22 protein-coding genes are annotated in these 23,648 nt (G+C 69.2%); 9 read left to right on the top strand and 13 right to left on the bottom strand.

Annotated elements, in window-relative coordinates:
* Positions 1 to 146: 146 nt before the first annotated feature.
* Complete coding sequence (gene dxs, locus FSY98_RS00285) at positions 147 to 2,087, top strand: 1-deoxy-D-xylulose-5-phosphate synthase (protein WP_144872529.1); 1,941 nt, start codon at positions 147 to 149, stop codon at positions 2,085 to 2,087.
* A 71-nt stretch (positions 2,088 to 2,158) separates the two neighbouring features.
* Here the strand turns inward: dxs and FSY98_RS00280 are convergent, their stop codons facing one another.
* A complete protein-coding gene (locus FSY98_RS00280) occupies positions 2,159 to 3,628 on the bottom strand; it encodes a glycerol-3-phosphate dehydrogenase/oxidase (protein ID WP_144872526.1) in 1,470 nt (489 codons plus the stop codon).
* Complete coding sequence (locus FSY98_RS00275; RefSeq protein ID WP_144872523.1) at positions 3,625 to 4,248, bottom strand: TetR/AcrR family transcriptional regulator; 624 nt, start codon at positions 4,246 to 4,248, stop codon at positions 3,625 to 3,627. Before FSY98_RS00275 ends, FSY98_RS00280 begins: the two co-directional genes overlap by 4 nt.
* Before the next feature lie 20 nt (positions 4,249 to 4,268).
* On the opposite strand from FSY98_RS00275, the gene FSY98_RS16875 reads away from it, so the two are divergent.
* From FSY98_RS16875 to FSY98_RS00260, 3 genes are read left to right on the top strand one after another with little or no spacing between them, the layout of a single operon-like run.
* Entirely contained in the window at positions 4,269 to 5,891 is a 1,623-nt protein-coding gene (locus tag FSY98_RS16875; RefSeq protein WP_144872519.1) for an FAD-binding oxidoreductase, read from the top strand.
* A complete protein-coding gene (locus FSY98_RS00265) occupies positions 5,891 to 6,817 on the top strand; it encodes a YegS/Rv2252/BmrU family lipid kinase (RefSeq protein WP_260857184.1) in 927 nt (308 codons plus the stop codon). Before FSY98_RS16875 ends, FSY98_RS00265 begins: the two co-directional genes overlap by 1 nt.
* Positions 6,810 to 8,468, top strand: coding sequence for a GMC oxidoreductase (locus FSY98_RS00260; RefSeq protein WP_144872513.1), 1,659 nt, complete (start codon positions 6,810 to 6,812; stop codon positions 8,466 to 8,468). Before FSY98_RS00265 ends, FSY98_RS00260 begins: the two co-directional genes overlap by 8 nt.
* Positions 8,469 to 8,584: 116 nt before the next feature.
* Here the strand turns inward: FSY98_RS00260 and FSY98_RS00255 are convergent, their stop codons facing one another.
* The 4 genes from FSY98_RS00255 to FSY98_RS00240 form a co-directional block, all read right to left on the bottom strand.
* Entirely contained in the window at positions 8,585 to 10,744 is a 2,160-nt protein-coding gene (locus tag FSY98_RS00255; RefSeq protein WP_144872510.1) for a 3-hydroxyacyl-CoA dehydrogenase NAD-binding domain-containing protein, read from the bottom strand.
* 6 nt (positions 10,745 to 10,750) lie between these two features.
* Complete coding sequence (locus tag FSY98_RS00250; protein ID WP_144872507.1) at positions 10,751 to 11,956, bottom strand: thiolase family protein; 1,206 nt, start codon at positions 11,954 to 11,956, stop codon at positions 10,751 to 10,753.
* Positions 11,957 to 12,029: 73 nt separating this feature from the next.
* Complete coding sequence (locus tag FSY98_RS00245) at positions 12,030 to 13,223, bottom strand: HRDC domain-containing protein (protein ID WP_144872504.1); 1,194 nt, start codon at positions 13,221 to 13,223, stop codon at positions 12,030 to 12,032.
* Positions 13,216 to 13,797 carry a DUF3000 domain-containing protein gene (locus FSY98_RS00240; RefSeq protein WP_144872501.1) on the bottom strand — a complete coding sequence of 194 codons (582 nt, stop codon included), beginning with the start codon at positions 13,795 to 13,797 and terminating at the stop codon, positions 13,216 to 13,218. Before FSY98_RS00240 ends, FSY98_RS00245 begins: the two co-directional genes overlap by 8 nt.
* Positions 13,798 to 13,822: 25 nt before the next feature.
* On the opposite strand from FSY98_RS00240, the gene FSY98_RS00235 reads away from it, so the two are divergent.
* Positions 13,823 to 14,977 (top strand): alpha/beta hydrolase, encoded by a 1,155-nt coding sequence (locus tag FSY98_RS00235; RefSeq protein ID WP_144872499.1) that lies wholly within the window; start codon positions 13,823 to 13,825, stop codon positions 14,975 to 14,977.
* On the opposite strand, the gene FSY98_RS00230 is transcribed toward FSY98_RS00235, so the two are convergent.
* A complete protein-coding gene (locus FSY98_RS00230) occupies positions 14,961 to 15,392 on the bottom strand; it encodes a SufE family protein (protein WP_144872498.1) in 432 nt (143 codons plus the stop codon). The two genes, FSY98_RS00235 and FSY98_RS00230, sit on opposite strands and share 17 nt — an antisense overlap.
* Before the next feature lie 18 nt (positions 15,393 to 15,410).
* Positions 15,411 to 16,304 (bottom strand): sulfurtransferase, encoded by an 894-nt coding sequence (locus FSY98_RS00225; RefSeq protein WP_144872496.1) that lies wholly within the window; start codon positions 16,302 to 16,304, stop codon positions 15,411 to 15,413.
* Positions 16,305 to 16,450: 146 nt separating this feature from the next.
* Here FSY98_RS00225 and zapE point away from each other — a divergent pair, with 146 nt between their 5' ends.
* The 3 genes from zapE (at position 16,451) to FSY98_RS00210 (ending at position 19,454) form a co-directional block, all read left to right on the top strand.
* On the top strand, positions 16,451 to 17,503 hold the full coding sequence (zapE, locus tag FSY98_RS00220) for a cell division protein ZapE (RefSeq protein WP_144872494.1): 1,053 nt from the start codon (positions 16,451 to 16,453) through the stop codon (positions 17,501 to 17,503).
* A 114-nt stretch (positions 17,504 to 17,617) separates the two neighbouring features.
* Positions 17,618 to 18,856 (top strand): ammonium transporter, encoded by a 1,239-nt coding sequence (locus FSY98_RS00215; RefSeq protein ID WP_144872493.1) that lies wholly within the window; start codon positions 17,618 to 17,620, stop codon positions 18,854 to 18,856.
* A 19-nt stretch (positions 18,857 to 18,875) separates the two neighbouring features.
* The gene (locus FSY98_RS00210) at positions 18,876 to 19,454 is read left to right on the top strand and encodes a type II toxin-antitoxin system PemK/MazF family toxin (RefSeq protein WP_144872490.1); all 579 of its coding nucleotides are present in this window, start codon (positions 18,876 to 18,878) and stop codon (positions 19,452 to 19,454) included.
* Here FSY98_RS00210 and FSY98_RS00205 read toward each other — a convergent pair.
* Positions 19,433 to 20,107 (bottom strand): Pr6Pr family membrane protein, encoded by a 675-nt coding sequence (locus FSY98_RS00205; protein ID WP_144872488.1) that lies wholly within the window; start codon positions 20,105 to 20,107, stop codon positions 19,433 to 19,435. The genes FSY98_RS00210 and FSY98_RS00205 overlap by 22 nt on opposite strands.
* A 94-nt stretch (positions 20,108 to 20,201) precedes the next feature.
* On the opposite strand from FSY98_RS00205, the gene FSY98_RS00200 reads away from it, so the two are divergent.
* Complete coding sequence (locus FSY98_RS00200; protein ID WP_144872485.1) at positions 20,202 to 20,582, top strand: SPW repeat protein; 381 nt, start codon at positions 20,202 to 20,204, stop codon at positions 20,580 to 20,582.
* 51 nt (positions 20,583 to 20,633) lie between these two features.
* Here the strand turns inward: FSY98_RS00200 and FSY98_RS00195 are convergent, their stop codons facing one another.
* The 4 genes from FSY98_RS00195 to FSY98_RS00180 form a co-directional block, all read right to left on the bottom strand.
* Positions 20,634 to 21,056 carry a GIY-YIG nuclease family protein gene (locus FSY98_RS00195; RefSeq protein ID WP_144872482.1) on the bottom strand — a complete coding sequence of 141 codons (423 nt, stop codon included), beginning with the start codon at positions 21,054 to 21,056 and terminating at the stop codon, positions 20,634 to 20,636.
* A gap of 139 nt (positions 21,057 to 21,195) precedes the next feature.
* Positions 21,196 to 21,894 (bottom strand): TMEM175 family protein, encoded by a 699-nt coding sequence (locus FSY98_RS00190; protein ID WP_144872479.1) that lies wholly within the window; start codon positions 21,892 to 21,894, stop codon positions 21,196 to 21,198.
* A gap of 2 nt (positions 21,895 to 21,896) precedes the next feature.
* Positions 21,897 to 22,454 (bottom strand): type 1 glutamine amidotransferase domain-containing protein, encoded by a 558-nt coding sequence (locus tag FSY98_RS00185; RefSeq protein ID WP_144872476.1) that lies wholly within the window; start codon positions 22,452 to 22,454, stop codon positions 21,897 to 21,899.
* 1 nt (position 22,455) lies between these two features.
* Entirely contained in the window at positions 22,456 to 23,616 is a 1,161-nt protein-coding gene (locus FSY98_RS00180) for a glutathione-independent formaldehyde dehydrogenase (RefSeq protein ID WP_144872474.1), read from the bottom strand.
* Between the last annotated feature and the right edge of the window lie 32 nt (positions 23,617 to 23,648).

Raw genomic sequence — 23,648 nt, 5'->3', positions numbered from 1 at the left:
GAGAGGGGCCCGGTCGTTCGCGACCGGGCCCCTCTCCGCGTGTCAAGGGTGCTCTCGTTCCCGGCCTCCCGCGGCTGCCCGGGGTAGGATCGAACCTGTATCCGAACCGGAATCGGGTGCCAGACGGTGCCTGTGAGGAGGTGCAGATGCCCATTCTCCGGAGCATCTCAGGACCCCGTGACCTCGACTCCCTGTCCGAGGACCAGCTCGTCGAGCTCGCCGGGGAGATCCGCGAGTTCCTCGTGGAGAACGTCTCGCAGACCGGCGGGCATCTCGGCCCCAACCTCGGTGTGGTCGAGCTCACGATCGCTCTCCACCGCGTCTTCTCCTCACCGGACGATCCGTTCATCTTCGACACGGGCCACCAGTCGTACGTGCACAAGGTGCTCACAGGCCGCCAGGACTTCTCATCGCTGCGTCTGCGCGGCGGACTCGCCGGCTACCCGCAGCGCGGCGAGAGCCCGCACGATGTGGTCGAGTCGTCGCACGCCTCCAGCTCGCTGAGCTGGGCCGACGGGATCTCGCGTGCGCTCACCGCCACCGGACGCGCGGACCGCCACGTCGTCGCCGTGGTGGGAGACGGTGCCCTCACCGGCGGTATGACCTGGGAGGCGCTCAACAACATCTCCGACGACAACGACCGCAACCTGGTCATCGTCGTCAACGACAACGGCCGGTCGTACGCCCCGACCATCGGCGGGATGTCCCGGTACCTCAACCGCGTGCGAACGGCTGCGGCGTACAAAGACCTGCATCAGCGCTCAGACCGGCTCTTCCGTGCCTTCGGTCCCGTGGGGCGCGCGGTGTTCCGCGGAGTGCGGGGCGGAACCCATGGGTTCCTGTCACGCTTCACCAACAATGAGGCGCTGTACTCGAATCTCGACATCAAGTACCTCGGCCCGGTCGACGGGCACGATCTGCCCGTTCTCATCGAGACCCTCGAACTCGCGAAGTCGTACGGCGCCCCGGTCATCGTGCACGCGATCACTGAGAAGGGCCGCGGCTATCAGCCTGCTCGCGACGACGAGGCCGACCAGTTCCACGCCGTCGGGCGCATCGACCCGGCCACGGGCGAGACGCTCGGCTCCGGCGGTCGCGGGTGGACCGACGTGTTCTCCGACGCGCTCGTCTCGGTGGGCGAGCGTCGCTCCGACGTCATCGCGATGACGGCGGCCATGCTGCGCCCGACGGGGCTCGCGCCCTTCGCGGAGCGGTTCCCCGATCGGGTCTACGACGTCGGCATCGCGGAGCAGCACGCGGTCGCGTCAGCCGCGGGGCTCGCCTTCGGCGGCCTGCACCCGGTCGTCGCGCTCTACGCGACCTTCATGAACCGCGCGTTCGACCAGGTGCTGATGGACGTCGCTCTGCACCGCGCCGGCGTCACCTTCGTGCTCGACCGTGCCGGCGTCACCGGTCCGGACGGCCCCAGCCACCATGGCATGTGGGACCTCGCCATGCTGCAGATCGTGCCGCACATCCGCATCGCGGCGCCTCGTGATGCGGCTCGTCTGCAGGAGGCGCTCGACGAGGCCGTCCTGGTCGACGACGCGCCGACCGTGATCCGTTTCCCGAAGGGCGACGTCGCACCGGATCTGCCCGCGATCGAACGCCTGCAGGACGGCGTCGACGTCCTGGCCCGAGGGGAGTCCGAAGACGTCCTGGTCGTCGGAATCGGTCCTTTCGCCGCTCTGGCGGTGGACGTCGCAGAGCGGCTTCGCGCGCAGGGCATCGGTGCGACGGTCATCGACCCGCGATGGGCGATCCCCGTGCAACCGTCGATCGTCGAACTGGCGGCGCGTCACCGCCTCGTGATCACGCTGGAAGACGGCATCCGCGTCGGCGGCGTCGGCACCCGCGTCCGACAGGTGCTGCGCGAGGCCGGCATCGACACCGCGGTCGACGAGCTCGGGCTGCCCGATGAATTCATCGACCACGCGTCGCGCGACCAGATCCTCGGCGACGCGGGGCTGACGGCATCGAAGATCGCGCAGGACGTCGTGGCGCAGGTGCTCGGCACCCGCATCCCGATGGCGCGTCAGTCCGGCGACACCGGCGCGATCGAGTTCCCACTGCACGAACGGGGCTGATCAGCGGTCGGCGAGGCTCGACGTGTCGGTCATGAACAGACCCGACATCCCCTCGCCGCCGAGCATCGACGTCAGTCGAGGGCAGCCAGCGTCTCTGCCACGACCAGGTCGACGAAGGAGAGAACGCGAGCCCTCTCAGCATCCACCAGTCCCACTCGGGTCCGGCGGTCGAGTACGTCCGCCGCCGACATCGCGCCCTCGACGCGCACCGCGTACTCGACGCCGGCGCGCGTGAGCGCGACACCGTCGACGAGGGGAGCGGATGCCGCCGGATCGGCGTCGCTCCGCGGCACCGTGCGATCGACGAGGCGCAGCGTCGCCGTGCGGCTCGCTCTCGCAGGCAGGCCGCGGAGAGCCAGAGCGAGGTCGACGGCGTCCTCCGCCATGCGTCGGTATGTCGTGAGCTTGCCCCCGAGCACGTCGACGAACCCGCCGGCGGATGCCGTGACGAGGTGACGACGAGAGATGTCGGCGGTGGAGTCGGCTCCGGTGTCGACGAGGGGACGCAGTCCGGCGAACGCCCCGAGTACGCGGTCGCGGGTGACCGGCTCCCCGAGCACGCGATTGAGGGTGTCGAGAAGGAAGCCGATCTCCGGCTCGGTGGGTGCGGCGACCTCCGGGACGGGGCCGGGGGCGTCCTCGTCCGTGAGTCCGACGATCATGCGTCCGTCGTGCTGCGGCAGCGCGAACACGAACCGGCTGATCGAACGCTCGTGCGGGATCGTCAGCGCCGTCGACGGATCGCCGAGGTCGCGCGCATCCAGCACGATGTGCGTGCCGCGGCTCGGTCGGATGGTGATGCCGTCGTCGAGCGTGCCCGACCAGGCGCCGGTCGCGTTGATCACCGCACGGGCCCGCAGCTCGACGCGGGATCCGGTCAGCGCGTCCTCGACCGAGGCTCCGTCGGCGCGTAGGGCGAGCGCCCGAACTCGGGTGAGCACACGGGCCCCGTGCGCGGCCGCCGTGCGGGCGACGGTCGCGACGAGTCTCGCGTCGTCGACGAGCTGTCCGTCGAACGAGAGCATGCCCCCGCGCAGACCCCGTGTCGCGAGCGCGGGGACGAGGGCCCTGGCCGTGCGCGCGCTGACGGGACGCGGCGCGGGCAGGGTGCGACGAGACGTGCCGGCCCGCATCCGCAGCAGATCGCCGAGCGCCATGCCGACCGTCCCGGTTCCCCGCTGCCGCGCAGTCACGCCGGGTGTGAAGGGCAGCAGCTGGCCGAGCGGGCGGATCAGATGCGGGGCGATGTTCGTCATGAGAAGGTGTCGCTCGACCGCGCTCTCCCGCGCGGTCGCGACGTCGCCCGTCGCCAGGTACCGCAACCCGCCGTGCACGAGTTTGGAGCTGAAGCGGCTCGTGCCGAACGCGAGGTCGTGTGCCTCGATCAGAGTGACGGCGAGTCCGCGAGAGGCTGCGTCCAGCGCGACGCCGGCTCCGGTGATACCACCGCCGACCACGAGCACATCGGTGGTCTCGTCCGCGGCTCGGTCGAGATCCACGGCCCGACGCGCGGCATTGAGGTCGGGAGAGCCGCTGGTCATGGTCGCAGGAGTCCGTCCAGCGCGGCGCGCAGCTCCCGCTCCCAGGCGCTCTCCGAGACGAGGTCCGAGACCGTGCCGTGCGAGAGCACGGCAGACTGGGCGAGGAGGAGCAGCATCACGGCCATCTCCGCAGGGTCGTCACGACGCACGTCGCCGTGGTCCTGAGCCGCGCCGATCGCGCGGGCGAGCCAGGCGAGGATGAGGCGCTGGCTCAAGCCCACTCGCTGCAGCGTGTACCGCGTGAACGCCTCCGGCTCCTCGTCGAGCAGGCGCCCGAAGACGGGGTCGCTGCGGAACAGCGTCGAGAATCGCAGGACATCGTCGACGAGGGAGACGCGGGAGGGCGAGGCCTCCGGGAACTCCGCGACGATCCCCGCGACCCGGCGCAGCAGCGCACCGCGCACGACATCGTCGGCGTCGCTCCAGCTGCGGTAAATCGTCGGGCGACTGTGACCGGCGCGGCGCGCCAGCTCGGCGATCGTCACGCCGTGCACGCCCCGTCGCAGGATGAGCTCGTCGGCCGCGTCGAGGATGCGCGTCTGCGTCGCGTCCCACACCGGCAGCTCATCCGAGGGCGTGCTGCCGTCGGGAGATGCGATGACCGTTTGACGTTCTTCCATGATGTGTCACACTGTAACGCATGACTCAAGGGAACGGCAGTGCGGCCGAGAACTCGGCGATGCGCTGGAACGGCTGGGGAGATCCCGCGAAGGCGAAGGACCTCCCGCTCGCCGTCCGCACCCTGCTGCCGCTGCTCCTTGGTCGGACCCGCAAGCCTGAGCCCGCTGTCCCGCTCGAGGCGGTCGTCCTCAGCCCGTCAGCGCTCGACGCCGACGACATCGAGGCCTTCGCGACGATCGTCGGCGCGGAGCACGTGTCGACGTCCCACGATGCGCGCGTGCGTCACTCCGGTGGGCGTTCCACGCCGGACCTCCTGCGCCTGCGCGCGCGGGAGCAGACCGGACCCGACGGCGTCGTGCATCCGGCATCCCATGACGAGGTCACCGCGTGTCTGCGCGTGGCCGGTGAACGCGGCATCGCCGTGATCCCGTTCGGCGGCGGAACGAGCGTCGTCGGCGCCCTCGATCCCCAGCGGAGCGAGCACCACGCGGTCGTCAGCCTCGACATGCGTCGCCTCACCGGCGTCCTGCGCGTCGACGACGTCAGCGGGGAGGCCGTCATAGCGGCCGGCACGACCGGGCCGCATGCCGAGGCGCAGCTCGCCGCTCACGGCTACGAACTCGGCCACTACCCGCAGAGCTTCCGGTACGCGACGATCGGAGGGTTCGCAGCAGCGCGGTCGTCGGGCCAGAACTCCGCGGGCAACGGGCGGTTCGACACCATGGTCACCGGGATCCGCGTCGCGACGCCGACCGGAGACCTCGACCTCGGCCGGTCGCCGGGCTCCGCCGCCGGACCCGATCTCATCCGGGTGCTCCTGGGGTCCGAGGGCGCGTTCGGGGTGATCACGGAGGTGCGTGTGCGCGTGCATCCGATCCCTCGCGAGCGGGTGGTCGAATCCTGGACGTTCCCGGACTTCGCCCGCGGCGCCGAGGGGCTGCGCCGCGTCGCGCAGGGCGGGGGCGGGCCCACGGTGATCCGTCTCTCGGATGAGTCCGAGACCGCCGTGAGCCTGGCGCAGGTCGGTCGCATCGGCAGAGCTCTCGCGAAGGGTGCGAGCGCGGTCACGGTCTACGAAGGCGACGGGATCGCTGAGAGACGCGCGCGTGTGAGCGAGCTGCTGCGGGCGTCCGGCGGCGCATCGGCGGGGGAGAGCGCCGCGGAGGACTGGATCGCTGGACGATTCGACGGCCCCTACCTGCGCGATGCGCTTCTGGACGCGGGGGTGTTCTGCGAGACCCTCGAGACCGCGACGACCTGGTCGAACCTCGAGGCACTCAAGTCGGCGGTCGACAGCGCCCTGCGCGACGGCTTCGCCGCGTCCGGCGCGCGGAGCTACGTCATGTGCCACGTGTCGCACGTCTACCCGACCGGCGCCTCGCTGTACTTCACGGTGCTCGCCGGCATCCGCGCCGAGCCCCTGTCGGTATGGTCGGCGGTCAAGGCCCGGACGAACGACGTGATCATCGCGACCGGCGGGACGATCAGCCATCATCATGCCGTCGGTCGCGACCACGCGCCGTGGCTCGAGAGCGAGATCGGCTCCACCGGAGTCCGCATCCTGCGGGCGATCAAGCGCGAGCTCGACCCCGCCGGCATCCTGAACCCCGGAGCCCTGATCCCCGCCGAGCGGACGCCCTGATGGATGCCCACATCGCCGTGCTGACGAATCCCTTCGCGGGCAAGGGGCGAGGGCGGGCCGCCGCCGATGCCGCCCTCGATCGCCTTACGGAGCGCGGGGCCGAGGTGCGCGTGTACTCGGGCGCCACTGCGGTCGAGACGAAAGAGCTCGTCGCGCGGGCGATCGCTGCGAGACCGGCCGCGATCGTCGTGGTCGGCGGCGACGGCACGCTCTCCGGCATCATCGACGATCTGGTCGCCGCGGCGCTGCCGGTGGCGCTGGTGCCAGCGGGGACCGGGAATGACCTCGCGAGGGCGCTCCACCTCCCACGGCACGACCCGTCCGCGGCCGTCGATCTGGTGTTCGACGGGACTCCGCGCACGATCGACGTCGGCGAGGTGCGCTCCGGGAACGGCACCGCCCCGTTCCTCACGATCGCCGCATTGGGTTTCGACGCGAGGGTCAGCGAGCGCACCAACATCCTCCGCTGGCCGCACGGCGCACTGCGGTACTACCTCGCGCTCGTGATCGAGCTCGTGCGGCTGCGACCGCTGCGTTTCGTCGTCGCCGTCGACGGGGGCGCGGACGAACGGCGACCCGGCACGCTCATCGCAGTCGGCAACACCGCGAGCTACGGGGGAGGGATGCCGGTGTGCGTCGGCGCGGACGCGACGGACGGCATGCTGGATCTCGTCGAGGTCGAGCCGCTCGGACGCCTTCGGCTGCTGCGGCTCTTCCCGCTGCTGCTGCGGGGCACGCACCTCGCTCGACCCGAGGTCAGTCACCGCCGCGCGCGCTCCGTGTCCGTCAGAGCGCCGGGCCTCGTCGTCTACGCCGACGGCGAGCGTGTGGGCGAGCACGAGTGCACGATCACGCTGCGTCCGCGCGCCCTCACGATCTTCACGCCTCCGGATTCTCCCGCGTCGAAGGAGCGCGCCGATGACTGATCGGGCCGGGGCGGACGACAGGGGCTTCGACGAGGACGTCGTGATCGTCGGCTCGGGGTTCGGCGGCTCCGTCGCCGCGCTGCGACTGGTCGAGAAGGGCTACCGCGTCCGTGTGTACGAGGCCGGACGGCGCTTCGCGGACGAGGACTTCGCGAAGACCAGCTGGGATGTGCGCCGATACCTGTGGGCGCCGATGCTTGGATGCTTCGGGGTGCAGCGCATCCACCGTCTGCCGCACGTCATGATCCTCGCCGGCGCAGGCGTGGGCGGGGGATCGCTCAACTACGCCAACACGCTGTACCAGCCCGGAACGCCGTTCTTCACGGATCGGCAGTGGCGGGATCTCGCCGAGTGGGAGACGGAGCTGGCGCCGCACTACGCCACAGCGAAGCGGATGCTCGGCGTCGTCGAGCAGTATCCGCACACGGGCCCGGTGGAGCGGATCATGGCGGGCGCCGCAGAGGACCTCGGGGTGGCCGACACGTTCCGCAGGGCGCCGGTCGGCGTCTGGTTCGGGAAGCCGGGGGAGCGCATCGCCGACCCGTTCTTCGGGGGCGAGGGGCCCGAGCGCACAGGCTGCACGCTGTGCGGCAACTGCATGGTCGGATGCCGCGTGGGAGCCAAGAACACGCTCATGAAGAACTACCTCGCGCTGGCCGAGCGGCGCGGTGCCGTGATCGAGCCGCTCCGCACGGTCGTGGAGGTGCGCGCGCTCGACGGGGGCGGCTTCACCGTCACGACGCAGCGCAGCGGCGCCTGGATCCGTCGCGGACGACGCACCGTGCGCGCGCGTCAGGTCGTCCTCGCGGCGGGGACGTGGGGGACCCAGCAGCTCCTGCACCGCATGAAGCAGGGCGGCGCGCTGCCGCACGTCTCGGATGCGGTCGGACGGCTGACCCGCACGAACTCGGAGGCGCTCGACGGAGCCGTCGCGACCCGCGTGCCCGAAAGCCTGGAGCTCGCCCGTGGCGTTGCCATCACGACCTCGTTCCATGTCGACGAGCGCACGCACGTCGAGAACGTCCGCTACGGACCCGGGTCGAACCTCATGGGCGCGCTCGCGTCGATCATGATCCCCGGCGACGTGACCCTCGTGCGGCGGGTCGGCACGCTCCTCGCCCGCGCGGTTCGTGCGCCCGTCCGGCAGCTGCGGCTCGGCTCGCTCCGACGCTGGAGCGAGCGCGGCATCATCGCGCTCGTCATGCAGACGGCCGACAACTCGCTCACCCTGTCGCTGCGTCGGTGTCTCGGCCGGTCGGTTCTCACGAGCGCCCAGGGCCACGGCGAGCCCAATCCCAGCCACCTGCCGCAGGCGCACCGCGCGGCGGAGGCGATCGCACGACGGATGCAGCGCGACGGCGGAGTCTCCACCGAAGCGCGCGGCTCGTGGCCCGAGGTGTTCGGCATCCCGCTCACCGCGCACTTCCTCGGTGGCGCGGTGATCTCCGGCTCGCCCGCGGACGGCGTCGTGGACCGGTACCACCGCGTGTGGGGCCATCCGGATCTGCACGTCGTGGACGGAGCAGCTGTGCCCGCGAATCCCGGCGTGAACCCCTCGCTCACGATCACGGCGCTCGCCGAGCGTGCGCTGTCGTACTGGCCGCGGAACGGCGAGTCGGATGCACGGCCGGCGCAGCGTTCCGAACGGTGAGACGCGTTTCGTCTCGCTGCGCTCGTTCAGCGACCGGGGGACTGCGCTCGCTCAGCGACCGAGACGAAACGCCCCACCCGACGTCGTGCGTCGGATGGGGCGTCTCGCTGCGTCTCTCAGCGGTTCTCGATGCCGCGGATCTGCGGCGTGTGGAACGATCCGCCGAAGGCGCGCTCCGATGCACCCTCGCGGTCGAGGTACGGCGAGGCGCCTCCGTCGATGAACGGCCACCCGGCGCCGAGGATGAGGCACAGGTCGATGTCCTCGACCTCGGGCACGACGCCCTCGTCCAGCATGCGCTTGATCTCATCGGCGAGTCCGTCCTGCACTCGCTGCAGGATCTCGGCCGCGGACGCGGGCGTCTTTCCCACGGCAGGCTTGAGGATCTTCTCCGCCTGCTTGGTCCACCCCGTGACGCGACCGCCCTTGTCCTTCTCCACCACCGCGTCCAGCTCGGCGAGAGCGTGGAAGTTCTCGTTCGCGTAGAAGCGATCGGGGAACGCGTGCGCCATGGTGTCCTGCACGTGCGCGGCGACCTTCCAGCCGACGAGGTCGATGAGCTGGAACGGTCCCATGGGGAGCCCGAGCGGCGCGAACGCCTTCTCGACGTCGGTGACCGGAGTGCCCTCGTAGACCGCGCGTGCGGCCTCGCCCATGACCTTCGCCAGGATCCGGTTGACGACGAACCCCGGGGCGTCGGCGGTCAGGACCGCGTTCTTGCCCAGATTCCTTGCCACGACGAAGGCCGTCGAGAGGGCCGCCTCCGCCGTCGTCGGCGTCTTCACGATCTCGACCAGTGGCATGACAGCGACGGGGTTGAAGAAGTGGAAGCCGACCAATCGCTCGGGGTGGGCGAGCTTCGCGCCGATCTCCTCCACCGACAGCGACGAGGTGTTGGTGGCGAGGATCGCGTCCTCGGCGATGATCTTCTCGATCTCGCCGAACACCTGCTGCTTGACCCCGACCTCCTCGAACACGGCCTCGATCACGAAGTCGCAGTCGGCGTACAGGCTCTTGTCGGTGGTGCCCGTGACGAGCGCACGCAGCTTGTTGGCCGTGTCGCCGTCGAGACGCCCCTTCGCCTCGAGCTTGCCGATCTCCTCATGGATGTAGGCGACGCCCTTGTCGACGCGTGCCTGGTCGAGGTCGGTGATGAGGACGGGCACCTGCAGCTTGCGCACGAAGAGCAGGGCGAACTGGCTGGCCATCAGGCCGGCGCCGATGATGCCGACCTTCGCGACCTTCTTCGCGAGCGCCTTGTCCGGCGCGCCGACGGGACGCTTCGCGCGCTTCTGGACCAGGTCGAACGCGTACATGGATGCGGCGAACTGGTCGCCGGTGACGAGCTCGGCGAGGGCTTCGTCCTCGCGGGCGAAACCCTCTGCCTTCGTGCCGCTCTTCGCCTTGTCGAGGAGGTCGAGTGCGGCGTACGGCGACTTCGGAACGGTGCCGATCTTCGACTCGAGCATGCCGCGGGCCATCTTGATCGCGATGGGCCACTTGGTGAGACGCTCGATCTTGCCCGGCTCGTTCTTGCGCTCGACCTTCTTGCCGCCGAGGACGGCGTCGGCCCAGAGGAGCGAGTTCTCGAGGTAGTTCGCCGCCGGGAAGATCGCGTCCATGATCCCGAGGTCGAACGCCTGCTGCGGCTTGAGCATGCGGTTCTGCTTGAGCGGGTTCGAGATGACGACCTCGAGCGCGTTCTCGATGCCGATGAGGTTCGGCAGCAGGTAGGCACCGCCCCAGCCGGGGATGATGCCGAGGAACACCTCGGGCAGCGCGATGGCCGCGGCCGACGCGTCGACCGTGCGATACGTCGAGTTCAGTGCGATCTCGAGCCCGCCGCCGAGAGCGAGGCCGTTCACGAAAGCGAACGAGGGCACGCCGAGCTCACCGAACTTGCCCAGGACCTTGTGACCGAGCTGGGCGATCATCCGCGCGTTGTCGCGAGAGCCGACCTTGCTGATGTCCGAGAGGTCGGCACCGGCGGCGAGGATGTACTGCTTGCCCGTGATGCCCACCGCCTGAATCTCCCCGGCTGCAGCGCGAGCCGCAAGACCGTCGAGAGTCTCGCCGAGTTGCGTCAGCGTCGCCGGGCCGAGGGTGTTCGGCCGCGTGTGGTCGCGGCCGTTGTCGAGCGTGATGAGCGCCAGCACCTTGCCGGAGGGGAGGCGGATGTCGCGCACGGGCGACTGCGTGATCACCTCGCCCTCGGTGAGGGCCTGGATGGGGGAGAAGTCGATCTTCGCATACTGGTCGGAAACCGTAGTGGCCATCGCGGATTACTTCCTCTTCTTGCCGTCGTAGTGCGGGTTCTCCCAGATGACCGAGCCGCCCTGGCCGAGGCCGACGCACATGGCGGTCAGGCCGTACCGTACGTCCGGGCGCTCCGCGAACTGCGCCGCGAGCTGAATCATCAGGCGGACCCCGGAGGCCGCGAGCGGGTGTCCGACCGCGATCGCGCCGCCCCACTGATTCACCCGAGGGTCGTCGTCGGCGATGTCGAAGTGGTCGAGCAGCGAGATGACCTGGATGGCGAACGCCTCGTTGAGTTCGAAGAGACCGATATCAGCGATGGTGAGACCGGCCTTCTTCAGGGCCTTCTCGGTCGACGGGATCGGACCGATGCCCATGATCTCAGGCTGCACACCCGCGAAGGCGAACGACACCATGCGCATCTTCGGTGCGAGACCGAGCTCCTTGACGGCGCCGCCTCCGGCGAGCAGCGACATCGTGGCGCCGTCCGTGAGCGGAGACGAGGTGCCTGCGGTGACGCGGCCGTGCGGACGGAACGGCGTCTTCAGGCTCGCGAGGTCTTCCATGGTGGTCTGCGGGCGACGGCCCTCGTCCTCCGTCGCGAGGCCCCAGGCCCCGTCGGCATCCTTGATCGCGACGGGCACGAGGTCCGGCTGGATCTTTCCGGCGTCGTAGGCAGCCTGCACCTTGTGCTGGCTGAGCATGCCGAAGCGGTCGGAGCGCTCCTTGGTCAGGTGGGGGAAGCGGTCGAAGATGCGCTCCGCGGTGACGCCCATGTTGAGCGCGCCGGGGTCGACCATCTTCTCCGCCACGAAGCGCGGGTTCGGGTCGGCATTGCCGCCGATGGGGTGATGTCCCATGTGCTCCACGCCGCCGGCGAGAGCGAGGTCGTACATGCCGACGCCGATGGAGGCGCCCATCGTCGTGACGCTCGTCATGGCGCCGGCGCACATGCGCTCGACGGCAAGACCGGGCACCGTCTGGGGGAGGCCGGCGAGGATCGCGACCGAACGGCCCAGGGTGAGGCCCTGATCGCCGGTCTGACTCGTCGCCGCGATCGCGACATCGTCGATCCGGTCGGCGGGGACGGCGGCGTTGCGCTCCATCAAGCCGATCGTCGCCTTCACGGCGAGGTCATCTGCGCGGGTGTTCCAGTACATGCCCTTTTCGCCGGCGCGCCCGAAGGGGGTGCGCACTCCATCGACGAAGAAGACGTCCGAGATCTCGGCCACTCTGCCTCCAAGTTTGTGCGGTGGCCTCAGTCTATGAACGGCCGGAAACCGGGAGGAATCGGTTGGGTCGAACCTACGAAGCGGGCGCGGACGCCTCGTCGGGCGATTGCCCAGCATCTACAAAGGCGGCGGCGATCTTCTGTGCGGTCTGTGCAATCTGCCACGGGCGTGCCCCGAGGGTCTCCAGAGCCGCAGCGACGGCATCCGGTGTCGTCCCCGGCACATCCCAAGAGATGCGGCGCAGATAGTCCGGCGTGAGCAGGTTCTCGGTCGGCATCGCGAGCTCCTCGGCAACCGCCTCGACCACGGGGCGAGCCGCCTTCAGGCGGGCATCCGCCTCGGGATTACGATCTGCCCAGGCCCGGGGCGGAGGAAGGGCATCGCTCGGCACCCGCTCCCGCGGCAGCTCCTCCGTCGTCCGTCCGTCGACCATGGCCTGCCACCAGCGATCCAGCTGCGTCCGGCTGGCCCGGCCCTGGAATTCCTTGATGCCGGCGAGCGCCTGCTTGCTCTGAGGATTCGCGAGCACCGCGGCGATCAGAGAGCGATCGGGCACGAGGCGTCCAGGCGACACGTCCTGCTCCTGCGCGTATGCCTCGCGGGCCTGCCACAGCGACTTCGCGACAGCGAGGTTGCGTGCTCCGCGCACCTGGTGCAGACCGCTCAGGCGCCGCCACGGGTCCTCGCGCGGCGGCTTGGGACGGCGTGAGAGGGTGGCCGCGAACTCCTCATCGGCGAAAGTCGACTTGTCCTGCTCGTCGAGCTGCCGCTGCAGCTCCTCGCGGACATCGATGAGGTGCAGCACGTCGAGGGCGGCGTATTCGAGCCACGAGGCAGGCAATGGGCGCGTCGACCAGTCGGCGGCGGAATGCTCCTTCTTGAGCGTGATCCCCAGCGTGCTCTCCACCACGGCTCCGAGGCCGACGCGCTCGTGCCCGAGCAGGCGAGCAGCCAACTCGGTGTCGAAGATCGACGGCGGCTCGAGCCGGAGCTCGCGCAGAGAGGGCAGGTCCTGACTCGCCGCGTGGAAAACCCACTCGACATCGCCGATCGCCGACTGCAGCGGCGCGAAGTCGCCGAGCGCCGGGGGATCGAAGAGGAAGACTCCGGCGCCTCGACGGAAGACCTGCACGAGGTATGCGCGCTGCGAGTAGCGGAAGCCGGACGCTCGCTCGACGTCGACGGCGACGGGACCTTCGCCCGCCGCGAGCGCGGCGCATGCCGCCTGGAACTTCGAGACATCGGAGATCACGGGGTATTCAGTCACGTGCTGCCTTTCGAGCGCCGATCACGGCGATGCCCTCTGAGCCCGGCGGAAGGCCCGCCAGCATCCCGACCAGTTCGGCCCATGCTTCGACGTGCGGTCGGAACGGGCCGTCGGGGGTCCAGGACGCCCTCAATTCTATCTGTGCGCCGTCACCCTCCGCGGCCAGGCCGCCGAACCCCTTCGAGAGCGTCTTGGTCGATGTGCCGGACGCGGAATGCGAGACCGCGCCCCGGGAGTCGAGAGCATCGACCAGCCACGACCACGTCACGTCCGCGAGGAGGGGATCGGTGCCGATCTCGGTCTCGAGCGGAGCTTGGGCGAAGATCACGATCCGCCAGCTGCCTCCCCACGCACTCGGGGCCTCCGGGTCGTGCAGCAGCACGAACCGACCGGTGCCGTAGATCGAGTCGCCATCGTCGCCCGGGCGCACGTCTGCGGCGAGCGCGATGGCGAATGGAGCCAGGCCCTGAGGCGCGGCGATCTCGCGGACGGTGATGTCGCCGCGGAACGACGTCTCGCGCAGTTCGGCTACGGCGGCGTCGAAGATCGTCCCGGCATCGGGGTGAGCGGTCACGGTGTCAGGCTAGAGTCAGGAAGCGATGAAGAGTCTCAGGCACGCCGTTGCGCTCCTTGTCCCCGCGGTGGCCGCCCTCGGAGCGGCCGCGGCGCTGCTCGTCCTGGGCGTGGCGCGTCGGGTGGTGATGCCTGGCAGACGTCCGTCGGACACCGAGATCATCGCCGTCGACACCGGCGCGCAGACGATCGAACTCGTGCGCACCCCCGATACGGAGCTGCCGGGCCGCTACGGCCTGTTCACCTCGGGTACGGCGGGGTACGTCAAGCTCGGCGCGGTGCTCAGCGCCGATGCGAAGACCGTGCGGCGCAAACTGCTCACGAAGATCGAACCGGGTGCCCGCCTCGATCGACAGGCGGGATTCAGCGGCTGGTACTACTCCGCGCCCAGCGAGTTGCACCTCCCGTGGGAGAACGTCCTCATCGGCTCGCCGGCCGGCCCCTGTCCGGCCTGGCTGTTCCCGGCGTCGTCGTCGACCTGGGTCATCCAGGTGCACGGCCGCGGAGTGACGCGCGCAGAATGCCTCCGAGCCGTCCCCGTGCTGCACGCCGCCGGCTTCCCGAACCTGGTGGTCTCGTATCGGAACGACGGCGAGGCTCCGCGCAGCCGCAGTGGGGCGTACGCCCTCGGGGCGGCGGAGTGGCGCGATGTGGACGCGGCGGTGTCCTACGCGCTGCGCCACGGTGCCGAGCGCGTCATCCTCATGGGGTGGTCCATGGGTGGAGCCGTCGCGCTGCAGACGGCGGTGAGCTCCGGGAACCGCGACCGTATAGCGGGGCTCATCCTGGAGTCCCCCGTCATCGACTGGCGCACCGTCCTGCGCTACCAGGCGCGGGAGCTCGGCATCCGCGCGCCTCTGCCCGATCTCGCGATGGGGGCGCTGTCGGTGCCGCTGACCGCCCGCCTCAGCGGAGCGGAGGATGCGATCCCGTTCGACCGACTCGACATGGTCGCTCGCGCGGAGGAGCTCGCCGTTCCCATCCTGATCCTGCACAGCGACGATGACGGGTTCGTCCCAGCCGATGCGTCGCACGCGCTGCACGAGGCGCGGCCCGATCTGGTGACGATGCCGCCCTTCTCCGTGGCCAGGCACACCAAGCTCTGGAACTACGACCAGGTCGGGTGGAGCGATGCGATCACCGAGTGGACGCGGGCGCAGGGATTCAGCGCTTCTGCCTGACCTGCTTCTTCGCGCGCATGAGCATGCCGGTCATGCCCCCGATCCGCAGGGGTGACACCGCCTTCGTCAGCCCGATCGACTGCGGATAGTCGTCCGGGATCGCCAGCACCTCGTCGGCGCTCAGGCCGGTGATGCCCTGGACGAGGATGCTGGCGAAACCCCGTGTGGTCGGAGCTTCGGGTGGTGCAGTGGCGTGCATCGTGACGACATCGTCCTCCACCTCGACGTAGATGTAGACCGGTGACTGGCATTCCGCCACGCGCTCGCACATCTCGGGGTGATCGGCGACCTCCTCCGAGACCTCGGGCAGCTCGTCGGCGTACTCCAGCAGGAGCAGCAGTCGATCGGCCTCGGGGGTCTCGAGGAAGCCGTCGCGGATCTCGGCGAGGACGTCAGGGACTTCGTTCGTACTCATCCCTGAGATTCTCACACGTCAGGCGTCGCCCGGCTCCGAACCCGTCACGATCGGAACCCGCACCGCGCTGCCCCACTCCGTCCAGGATCCGTCATAGTTGCGGACGTCCTCGAAGCCGAGCAGGTGCTTCAGCACGAACCACGTGTGGCTCGAGCGCTCCCCGATGCGGCAGTACGCGACGACCTCGTCGCCGTCCGTCAGACCGGCGCCTTCGCGGTAGATCGCGTCGAGCTCGGCGCGGGACTTGAAGCCGCCGTCCTCGGCGACCGCCTTCGCCCACGGAACGCTCTGCGCGGTGGGGATGTGCCCCGCCCGCAGCGTGCCCTCCTCGGGGTACGCGGGCGCGGTCGTGCGCTCTCCGCTGTACTCCTCGGGGGAGCGGACGTCGATCAGCGGCTTGCCGATGTGCGCGAGCACGTCCTCCTTGTACGCGCGGATGCCGGAGTCGTCGCGCTCGACGACCGGGTACTCGGTGGGGGTGATCGACGGAGCATCCCGGGTGATCTCCCGGCCCTCGGCGATCCAGCGATCGCGTCCGCCGTCGAGCAGCCGGACGTCCTCGTGCCCGAACAGCGAGAACACCCAGAGGGCGTAGGCGGCCCACCAGTTGTTCTTGTCGCCGTAGATCACGACCGTGTCATCGCGAGAGATGCCCTTGCGGCTGAGCAGCGCGGCGAAGCCCTCGCCGTCGACGTAGTCGCGCACGACGGGGTCGTTGAGTTCGGTGTGCCAATCGACCTTGACCGCACCGGGGATGTGTCCGGTCTCGTAGAGCAGAACGTCCTCATCGGACTCGACCACGACCAGGCCGGGCGAGCCGAGGCGCTCCGCCAGCCATTCGGTGGTGACGAGGCGGCCGGGCTCGGCGTACTCGGCGAACTTGGACGATGATGTGTCGAACTCGATGGCCACAGGGATCTCCTCAGTCGATGAGCGGCGTGGGGGCGGGTGCTGACGGCGTAATGTGGAGCCGACACTTCGACGATAGATCCACGCCGTGCACTCCGGACCCGATTCGTAAGACTTCGACACAGGCGCGCACCCGATCCAGGACCGTGATGACCGACACGCCCACCCGCACGGGCATCGTGCACCTCAGCGACCGCGAGCCGACAGTCACCGGCCCTGAGATGCTCGCGAGCCTCGTGCCGCCGCCGCAGTTCGACGGTGCGACCTTCGACAGCTATCGGGCGGATCCCGAGTACCCGTCGCAGGAGGAGACCAAGGACATCCTCATCCGCTTCGCCGGTCGCGGAGGCGGTGCGGTCAAGCGGGGCGGTCTGTTCAGCCGTGCCAAGAAGGAGCCGGCGATGAAGCCGGGCGTCTACCTCGACGGTGGGTTCGGTGTCGGGAAGACCCACCTGCTCGCCTCGATCTATCACGCGATGCCCGCCCGCCGGAAGTACTTCGGATCCTTCATCGAGTACACCGCGCTCGTCGGCGCCCTCGGCTACAAGAACACCGTCGATCTGCTCAAGGGCGCCGACCTGTTGTGCATCGACGAGTTCGAGCTCGACGACCCGGGCGACACCATGGTCATGACCCGCCTGCTCGGCGAACTCGTGCCGACGGGCACGCGGCTCGCGGCCACCTCCAACACCCCGCCGAACGCGCTCGGCGAGGGCCGGTTCGCCGCGCAGGACTTCCTGCGCGAGATCCACGCGATGTCCGACAGCTTCCAGACGCTCCGCATCGACGGTGTCGACTTCCGACAGCGGGCGCTCGACGGCCACGCCGTCGTCAGTGCAGCGGATGAGTACTCGGCCGCCGTCGAGGCGGTGGCCGCAGGCGGCACGGCATCCGACGACTCCTTCGACGACGTGATCCGTCATCTCGCGCGCGTGCATCCCTCGCGGTACATCCGCCTCATCACCGGACTCGACCTCGTCGGTCTCCGCGATGTGCGGGTGCTCACGGATCAGTCGGAGGCGCTGCGCTTCGTCGCGTTCGTCGACCGCGTGTACGACGCGCAGATCCCGATCGTCGCGACGGGAGCGAGCCTCGACGGCGTCTTCTCCGACGAGATGCTCGGTGGCGGCTATCGCAAGAAGTACCTTCGCGCCGTGTCGCGGCTGAATGCGCTCACGCACGCGGATCGCAGCCGCGCGTAACGCGATGTTCACATAACGGGTGCTGCTGTAACGTCCCCGCAACATGCCTCGCGCCTTCCCGAAATCGGGCGTCGTCACACTGAAGCTCTCAGTCACCCGAATGTGAGGTTCTTCATGGATGCTCCAGGCAACATCTCCTGGGCGATCACCGCGACCGCCCTCGTCCTGCTCATGACGCCCGGCGTCGCCTTCTTCTACGGCGGCCTCGTCAAAGCCAAGAGCGTCGTCAGCATGATGATGATGAGCTTCGGCTCCATCGGTCTCGTCGCAGTGCTCTGGATCCTCTTCGGCTTCTCGATGAGCGCCGTCGACAACCCCATGGCATTCGCGGGCAATCCGTTCGCCGACTTCGGCCTCTCGAGCCTCGCGTCGGGCGAGGGCTCGAACGTCGCTCTGCTCGGGGTCGCCTACGGTGCGACGTTCGCGATCATCACGGTCGCCCTCATCTCCGGTGCCATCGCCGACCGCGCGAAGTTCGGCAGCTGGCTGATCTTCGCCGGTGTGTTCGCCACCGTCGGCTACTTCCCGGTGGCTGCCTGGGTCTGGGGCGGCGGCTGGATCATGAACCTCGGCACCACGCTCTTCGGCGAGGACAGCGGGATCGGCGTCATCGACTACGCCGGTGGAACCGCGGTGCACATCAACGCGGGTGCTGCGGCGCTCGCTCTCGCGCTCGTGCTCGGCAAGCGCATCGGCTTCCAGAAGGGCATCCTGAAGCCGCACAACGTGCCGCTGACGCTTCTCGGCGCCGCGCTGCTGTGGTTCGGCTGGTTCGGCTTCAACGCCGGAGCGGAGTGGCTCGCCGAGGACATGGGCGGTGTCGGACTCATCGGCCTCAACACCCTCGGCGCCACGGCGGCCGCGATCCTCGGCTGGATCCTCATCGAGAAGATCAAGGACGGCAAGCCGACCTCCGTCGGCGCGGCCTCCGGAGCGGTCGCCGGTCTGGTCGCGATCACCCCCGCCTGCGCCAACCTGACCCCCGGGTGGGCACTGCTTCTCGGAGCCGTCGCCGGTATCGTCTGCGCCCTGGCCATCGAACTCAAGTTCCGCCTCGGCTTCGACGACTCGCTCGACGTGGTCGGCATCCACCTCGTCGGCGGTCTCATCGGCACCATCTACCTCGGCTTCTTCGCCACCGACACCGGTCTCTTCGTCGGCGGCGACGCCCGCCAGCTCGCCGTCCAGGTCATCGCTGCAGCCGGTGTGCTGATCTACTCCTTCGTCGTCGCGTTCATCATCGGCTTCGCCATCCAGAAGACGATCGGCTTCCGGGTCACGAACGAAGACGAGATCGCCGGTGTCGACCAGGTCGTCCACGGCGAGGAGGGCTACGCGCTCGCTGACGCGTGACCTGCCATAGGGTGACCGTGTGGGCAACGGCAACGGCATCCTGAAGGCACTCTCGCAGATCCTCATCCGCGCATTCGGATCGGACAGGGCCTCTCGGACGACGAGTCCGAGAGGCCCTGTCGCGCGTGTCCGGAGTTCCGCGGAGACGGAGGCGGCGAGCCGCGTCGGACGAGAGGGGCAGGTCGCCGGCGCCGCGACCCTGCGGGTCGACCCCGCGCGCGTCGACGACCTGCGCATCGGCTTCGCGCCCGATCGGGACGGCGCGCCGGACGCCGGGGAGATCATCTGGACCTGGGTCCCCTACGAGGAGAACGACGGACGAGGGAAGGACCGGCCCGTCCTCGTGATCGGGCGGCAGTCCGCTGAGCGGGTCTTCGCGGTGCGGATGACGAGTCGTCCGCACGACGGGGATCGCGACTATCTGTCGATCGGCTCGGGGTCCTGGGACTCCCAGGGGCGCGAGTCGTGGGTCGATATCGAGCAGCTCTACAGCGTGCACGAGACGGGACTGCGTCGCGAAGCGGCGGTGCTCGACAGGGCGCGATACAGCCGCGTCGCGGTCGCCCTGTCCCGGCGCTACGGGTGGTCGGCCGGGTGAACCCGCGCGGTTCCTCGTCCGCCTCGCGCGCTTCGACGACCTGACGATCGCACGCGGCTGAGCAGCCACACCGCTGCGCCGGCGCAGAGCAGCGCGACGACAAGTCCTGCGACGTGCGCGACGAGCGAGGGCACCCCGCGCTCAGGGAGCAGGAAGCCGTAGGGGACCCAGCCGTCCGTGACACCTCGCACCAGCACGACGGCGAGCCACAGCAGCGGGTAGGGGAGCACGAGCCACAACCGCTGCCATGGAAGAGTCGGACGATCGTCGACCATCGTCCAGTCCAGCACCAGCAGCACCGGGAGGATCGTGTGCAGAATCGTGCTCACCCACGCGGGGGCGGACCCCGTGCCGGGCACGAGCAGGTTGTAGACGAGACCGACCACGACCATGCAGGCGACGGCGACACCGCGGGCTGTCGAGAGCCACACGGGGGCGCTCCGACCGCGCAGGACGATCAGGCCGACGGCGATGAGGAGCGTCGATGTGATGAGCGTCGTGAGGTTCGTGAAGTATCCGAAGTAGTCGAAGGGACTCGCTCCGCTGCGGGGGATGCCGATCACGTACGTCCAGCTGAGGATCGCCACCGCACCCGCGCCGACGGAGAGGCGCAGTGCGGCGACCGTGCACGCGGAACGACGGGTGGACGTCATCCGACGAGGGTACGAGAAATCTCTCCCAATCCGTTTCTCGGCGTGCGGCGAACCATCAGTGAGCCGCAGGACGCGGCGCCACCAAGGAGGAATCATGCGTTTCATTCCCACCAAAGTCCACGGGATCCTCGACTACGTCGTCGGCGTCGCACTCATCGCGGCTCCGTGGCTGTTCGGATTCGCCGGCGTCGGCGGCCCCGCGGTCATCATCCCGATCGTGCTCGGCGTCGGCCTGATCGTCTACAGCCTCTTCACGAAGTACGAGTGGGGCCCCTTCGGCTTCATCCCGATGCCGGTGCACCTCGTGTTCGACATCGTCGCCAGCCTCTTCCTGGCCCTCTCGCCCTGGATCTTCGGATTCGCGAACGAGGCCCCGAACGTGTGGCTCCCGCACGTCGTCGTCGGCGTCGCCGTCATCATCGTGGTGCTGTTCTCGCAGCCGCAGCCCGCGAAGGTCAAGGCCGCTCGCGCCTGACCCCAGAGACCGAGGGCTCGCAGGGACGATCGGTCCGTTCCCTGCGGGCCCTCATCTGTGCGTGGCGGCCGAGACCCACCGCGCGTACAGCTGCCAGGGGTCGCGGGTCGTGCGGAGCGCGAAGACGTGATGCTCGAGCTCTGCAGTGAACGTGAACCATTCGCCACCTTCGCGGATCGCCGCGAATTCTCGGTGCCTGGCCTGCTCGACGGCGCGACCGCCTGGTTCGAACGCGAGCAGCTCGTCGTGGCGGATAGCGGCCAGGCGCTGACGTGGACGCCCGCTCGTGCCGATCTTCACCCGCCGGTCGTAGCGCAGGTAGTACACGACCTCGACCACCGGCCGCGGGAGGTCGCTGTCCGGCGCATCGCCGTAACGCCATCCGCACCAGCCGCAGACGAGTCCGCCGTCGACGCGTTCGGCGTCTCCGCGGCCGCAGAGCGTGCACGCGGTGGGAAGAGAAAGTCTCGGCATGGACCGACCGTAACCGCGACCGCTGACATTGCGGTCGGCAGCGAGGCGGCCCCCGTTCGGCGGGACCGCCTTGTCTCGATGACGCTGTCGGCCGTCCAGGGCCGAAGGATGACTTCATCCGTCCGCGGTCTGCGCGGGATCAGCGGCGATCACGCGCCCGTCCGACGAGGTCGTGCCCGTGACTGGTGAGGCCGTAGAAGGCGGGGAGTATCAGGAAGATCGCCGACGCGATCAGCGGATGCACGAGAACGCCGACACCGCCGGCGACGAGATACAGGACGACACCCACGAGCGCGCGCGGTCGTTCGCGAGCGAAGTAGGTATCGTCCACGTCTGCACGCGTGAGCTCCGGATGCTGCGCCAGGTAATGGAAGAACACCAGCCACGACGCACACAGCAGAGCGCCCACGAGCGCGTACAGCGCCACGGCGACCCGTTCGTCGGACAAATTGCCCGTTCGCGCCGTCTCGGCGATGACCGCGGTCGGCCACGGCACCAGGGCGAGTGTCGCGAGAAGCCCGAGGTTCGCCCACTGCAGACCCCTGTCCATCTCGCGGATCCGCAGGAAGGCGGCCTTGTGGTTCAGCCAGATCACGGCGAGGTAGACGTACGAACCGGCATACGCGAGATAGGTCGGCCACTCGTCGAGGAGTGCGGGCAGCAGCTCGCCCGGTTCCGCATCCGGCGGACGCAGGTCGAGGACGAGGAGGGTGATGACGATCGCGATGATCGCGTCGCTGAAGCCGACCGCCCTGCTCGGGTCGGTGCGTCCGGCGCGCTGCGCCGCACGGCGTGCGCCGCTCTCACCGGTCGTCCCACCCTCTTCGTCCCCGCTCACGGTCAGTCCTGACGCCGGTCTCCCGCGAACTCCTGCACGATGCGGTCGCAGAAGGCGGGGAGATCGTCGGGGGAGCGGCTCGTGGTGAGGGTGCCGTCGGTGACGACCTCCTCGTCCACGACCTCTGCGCCGGCGTTCCGCAGATCTGTCCGCACACTCGGCCAGGACGTGAGCCTTCGCCCACGGACGCGATCAGCTTCCAGCAGCGTCCATGGTCCGTGACAGATCGAGGCCACCGGCTTCCCGGAGTCGACGAAGTCCCGCACGAAGGCCACCGCCTCGGCATCCATCCGCAGCTTGTCCGGATTCACGGTTCCGCCGGGGAGCAGCAGGGCGTCGAACTCCTCGGGCGTGGCACCGTGAACGCTGCGGTCGACCGTGAACTCCCCGGCATCCTGCAGGTCGTGGTCGCGAGCGGCGATCGTCCCCGTCCCGAGAGACAGGAGGACGGTGGTCGCGCCGGCACCATCGAGAGCTCGCCTCGGCTGCTCGAGCTCGACGCGTTCGACGCCTTCCGCCGCCAGGATCGCGACACGTCGGCCGTCCAGTGCACCGGCCATGTCAGGACTCCTTCGCCGCGAGCTCGGGGTGCAGCACGACCTTCGTCCAGCCGTCGTCCCGGTTGTCGAAGTGCTCGTAGGCAGCGGGCGCGTCCTCGAGGGAGAGCTCATGGCTGACGATGCGCGACGGAGTCGCAGTGCCTCCGGCGATGAGGTCGCGCAGCCGGCGGTTGTACCGCTTGACCGGGCACTGTCCGCTGCCCAGCTTCTGCCCACGGAACCAGAACTCGCCGAAGTCGAAGGCGATCTTGCCCTGCTTCGCCAGCTCGTCCTGCGCGCCGGGGTCCTGCGGGACGAAGACCCCGACCACGCCGATCTCGCCGGTGAACCGCACCGATTTGACGAGACGGTTCAGCGTCAGCGTCGGGTCCTCGCCGCCGGAGGGATCGTGCGCCTGGTAACCGACGGCCTCGCAGCCGTTGTCGGCGCCGAGACCCATCGTCATCTCCAGCACCGCTTCGACGGGATCGACCGCCGAATCGTCGATCGGGATCGCGCCGATCTCCTCGATCATGCGCAGGCGATCGGGATGCCTGTCGACGACCATGACCTTGCCCGCGCCCTTCAGGATGGCGGAGTACGCGGCCATGAAGCCCACCGGTCCGGCTCCGTAGATCACGGTCTGGTCGCCCGGCTTGACGTTCGCGAGCTCGGTCGCGTGGTAGCCGGTAGGGAAGATGTCGGCGAGCATGACGTAGTCGTTCTGCTTCTCCTGCGCATCCTCTCCGAGCCGCAGACAGTTGAAGTCTCCCCACGGGACGCGCAGCAGCTCCGCTTGACCACCCGCCCACGGTCCCATGTCGGCGAATCCGTAGGCGGCCCCCGCCCACTCCGGTACCGGTTGTGCGGTCAGGCAGTAGTTCGTCAGCCCCCTCTCGCAGTTCTTGCAGTGTCCGCACGCGACGTTGAAGGGGAGCGCGACCCAATCGCCCACCTTCACCTTGTCGACGGCGTTGCCGACCTCGATGACCTCGCCGAGATTTTCATGTCCGAACCACCGGCCGGTCTCGAAGCTCGTTCTGCCTTCATACATGTGCAGATCGGATCCGCAGATGTTCGTCGTGGTGATGCGGACGAGGACATCCGTTGGTCGTTCGATTCTGGCGTCCGGCACGTCGGTGACGCTGACGGTGCGCGGGCCGTCGTAGACGACTGCTCTCATTTTCTTTTCCTTTCAGTGGGGGAGGAGCTCGA

It is taken from the genome of Microbacterium sp. 1.5R, assembly GCF_007667425.1.
In the GTDB taxonomy this organism is placed as follows: Bacteria; Actinomycetota; Actinomycetes; order Actinomycetales; family Microbacteriaceae; genus Microbacterium.
The sequence above is the reverse complement of the archived record's forward strand: the minus strand, read 5'-3'. Positions and strand labels throughout refer to the sequence as shown.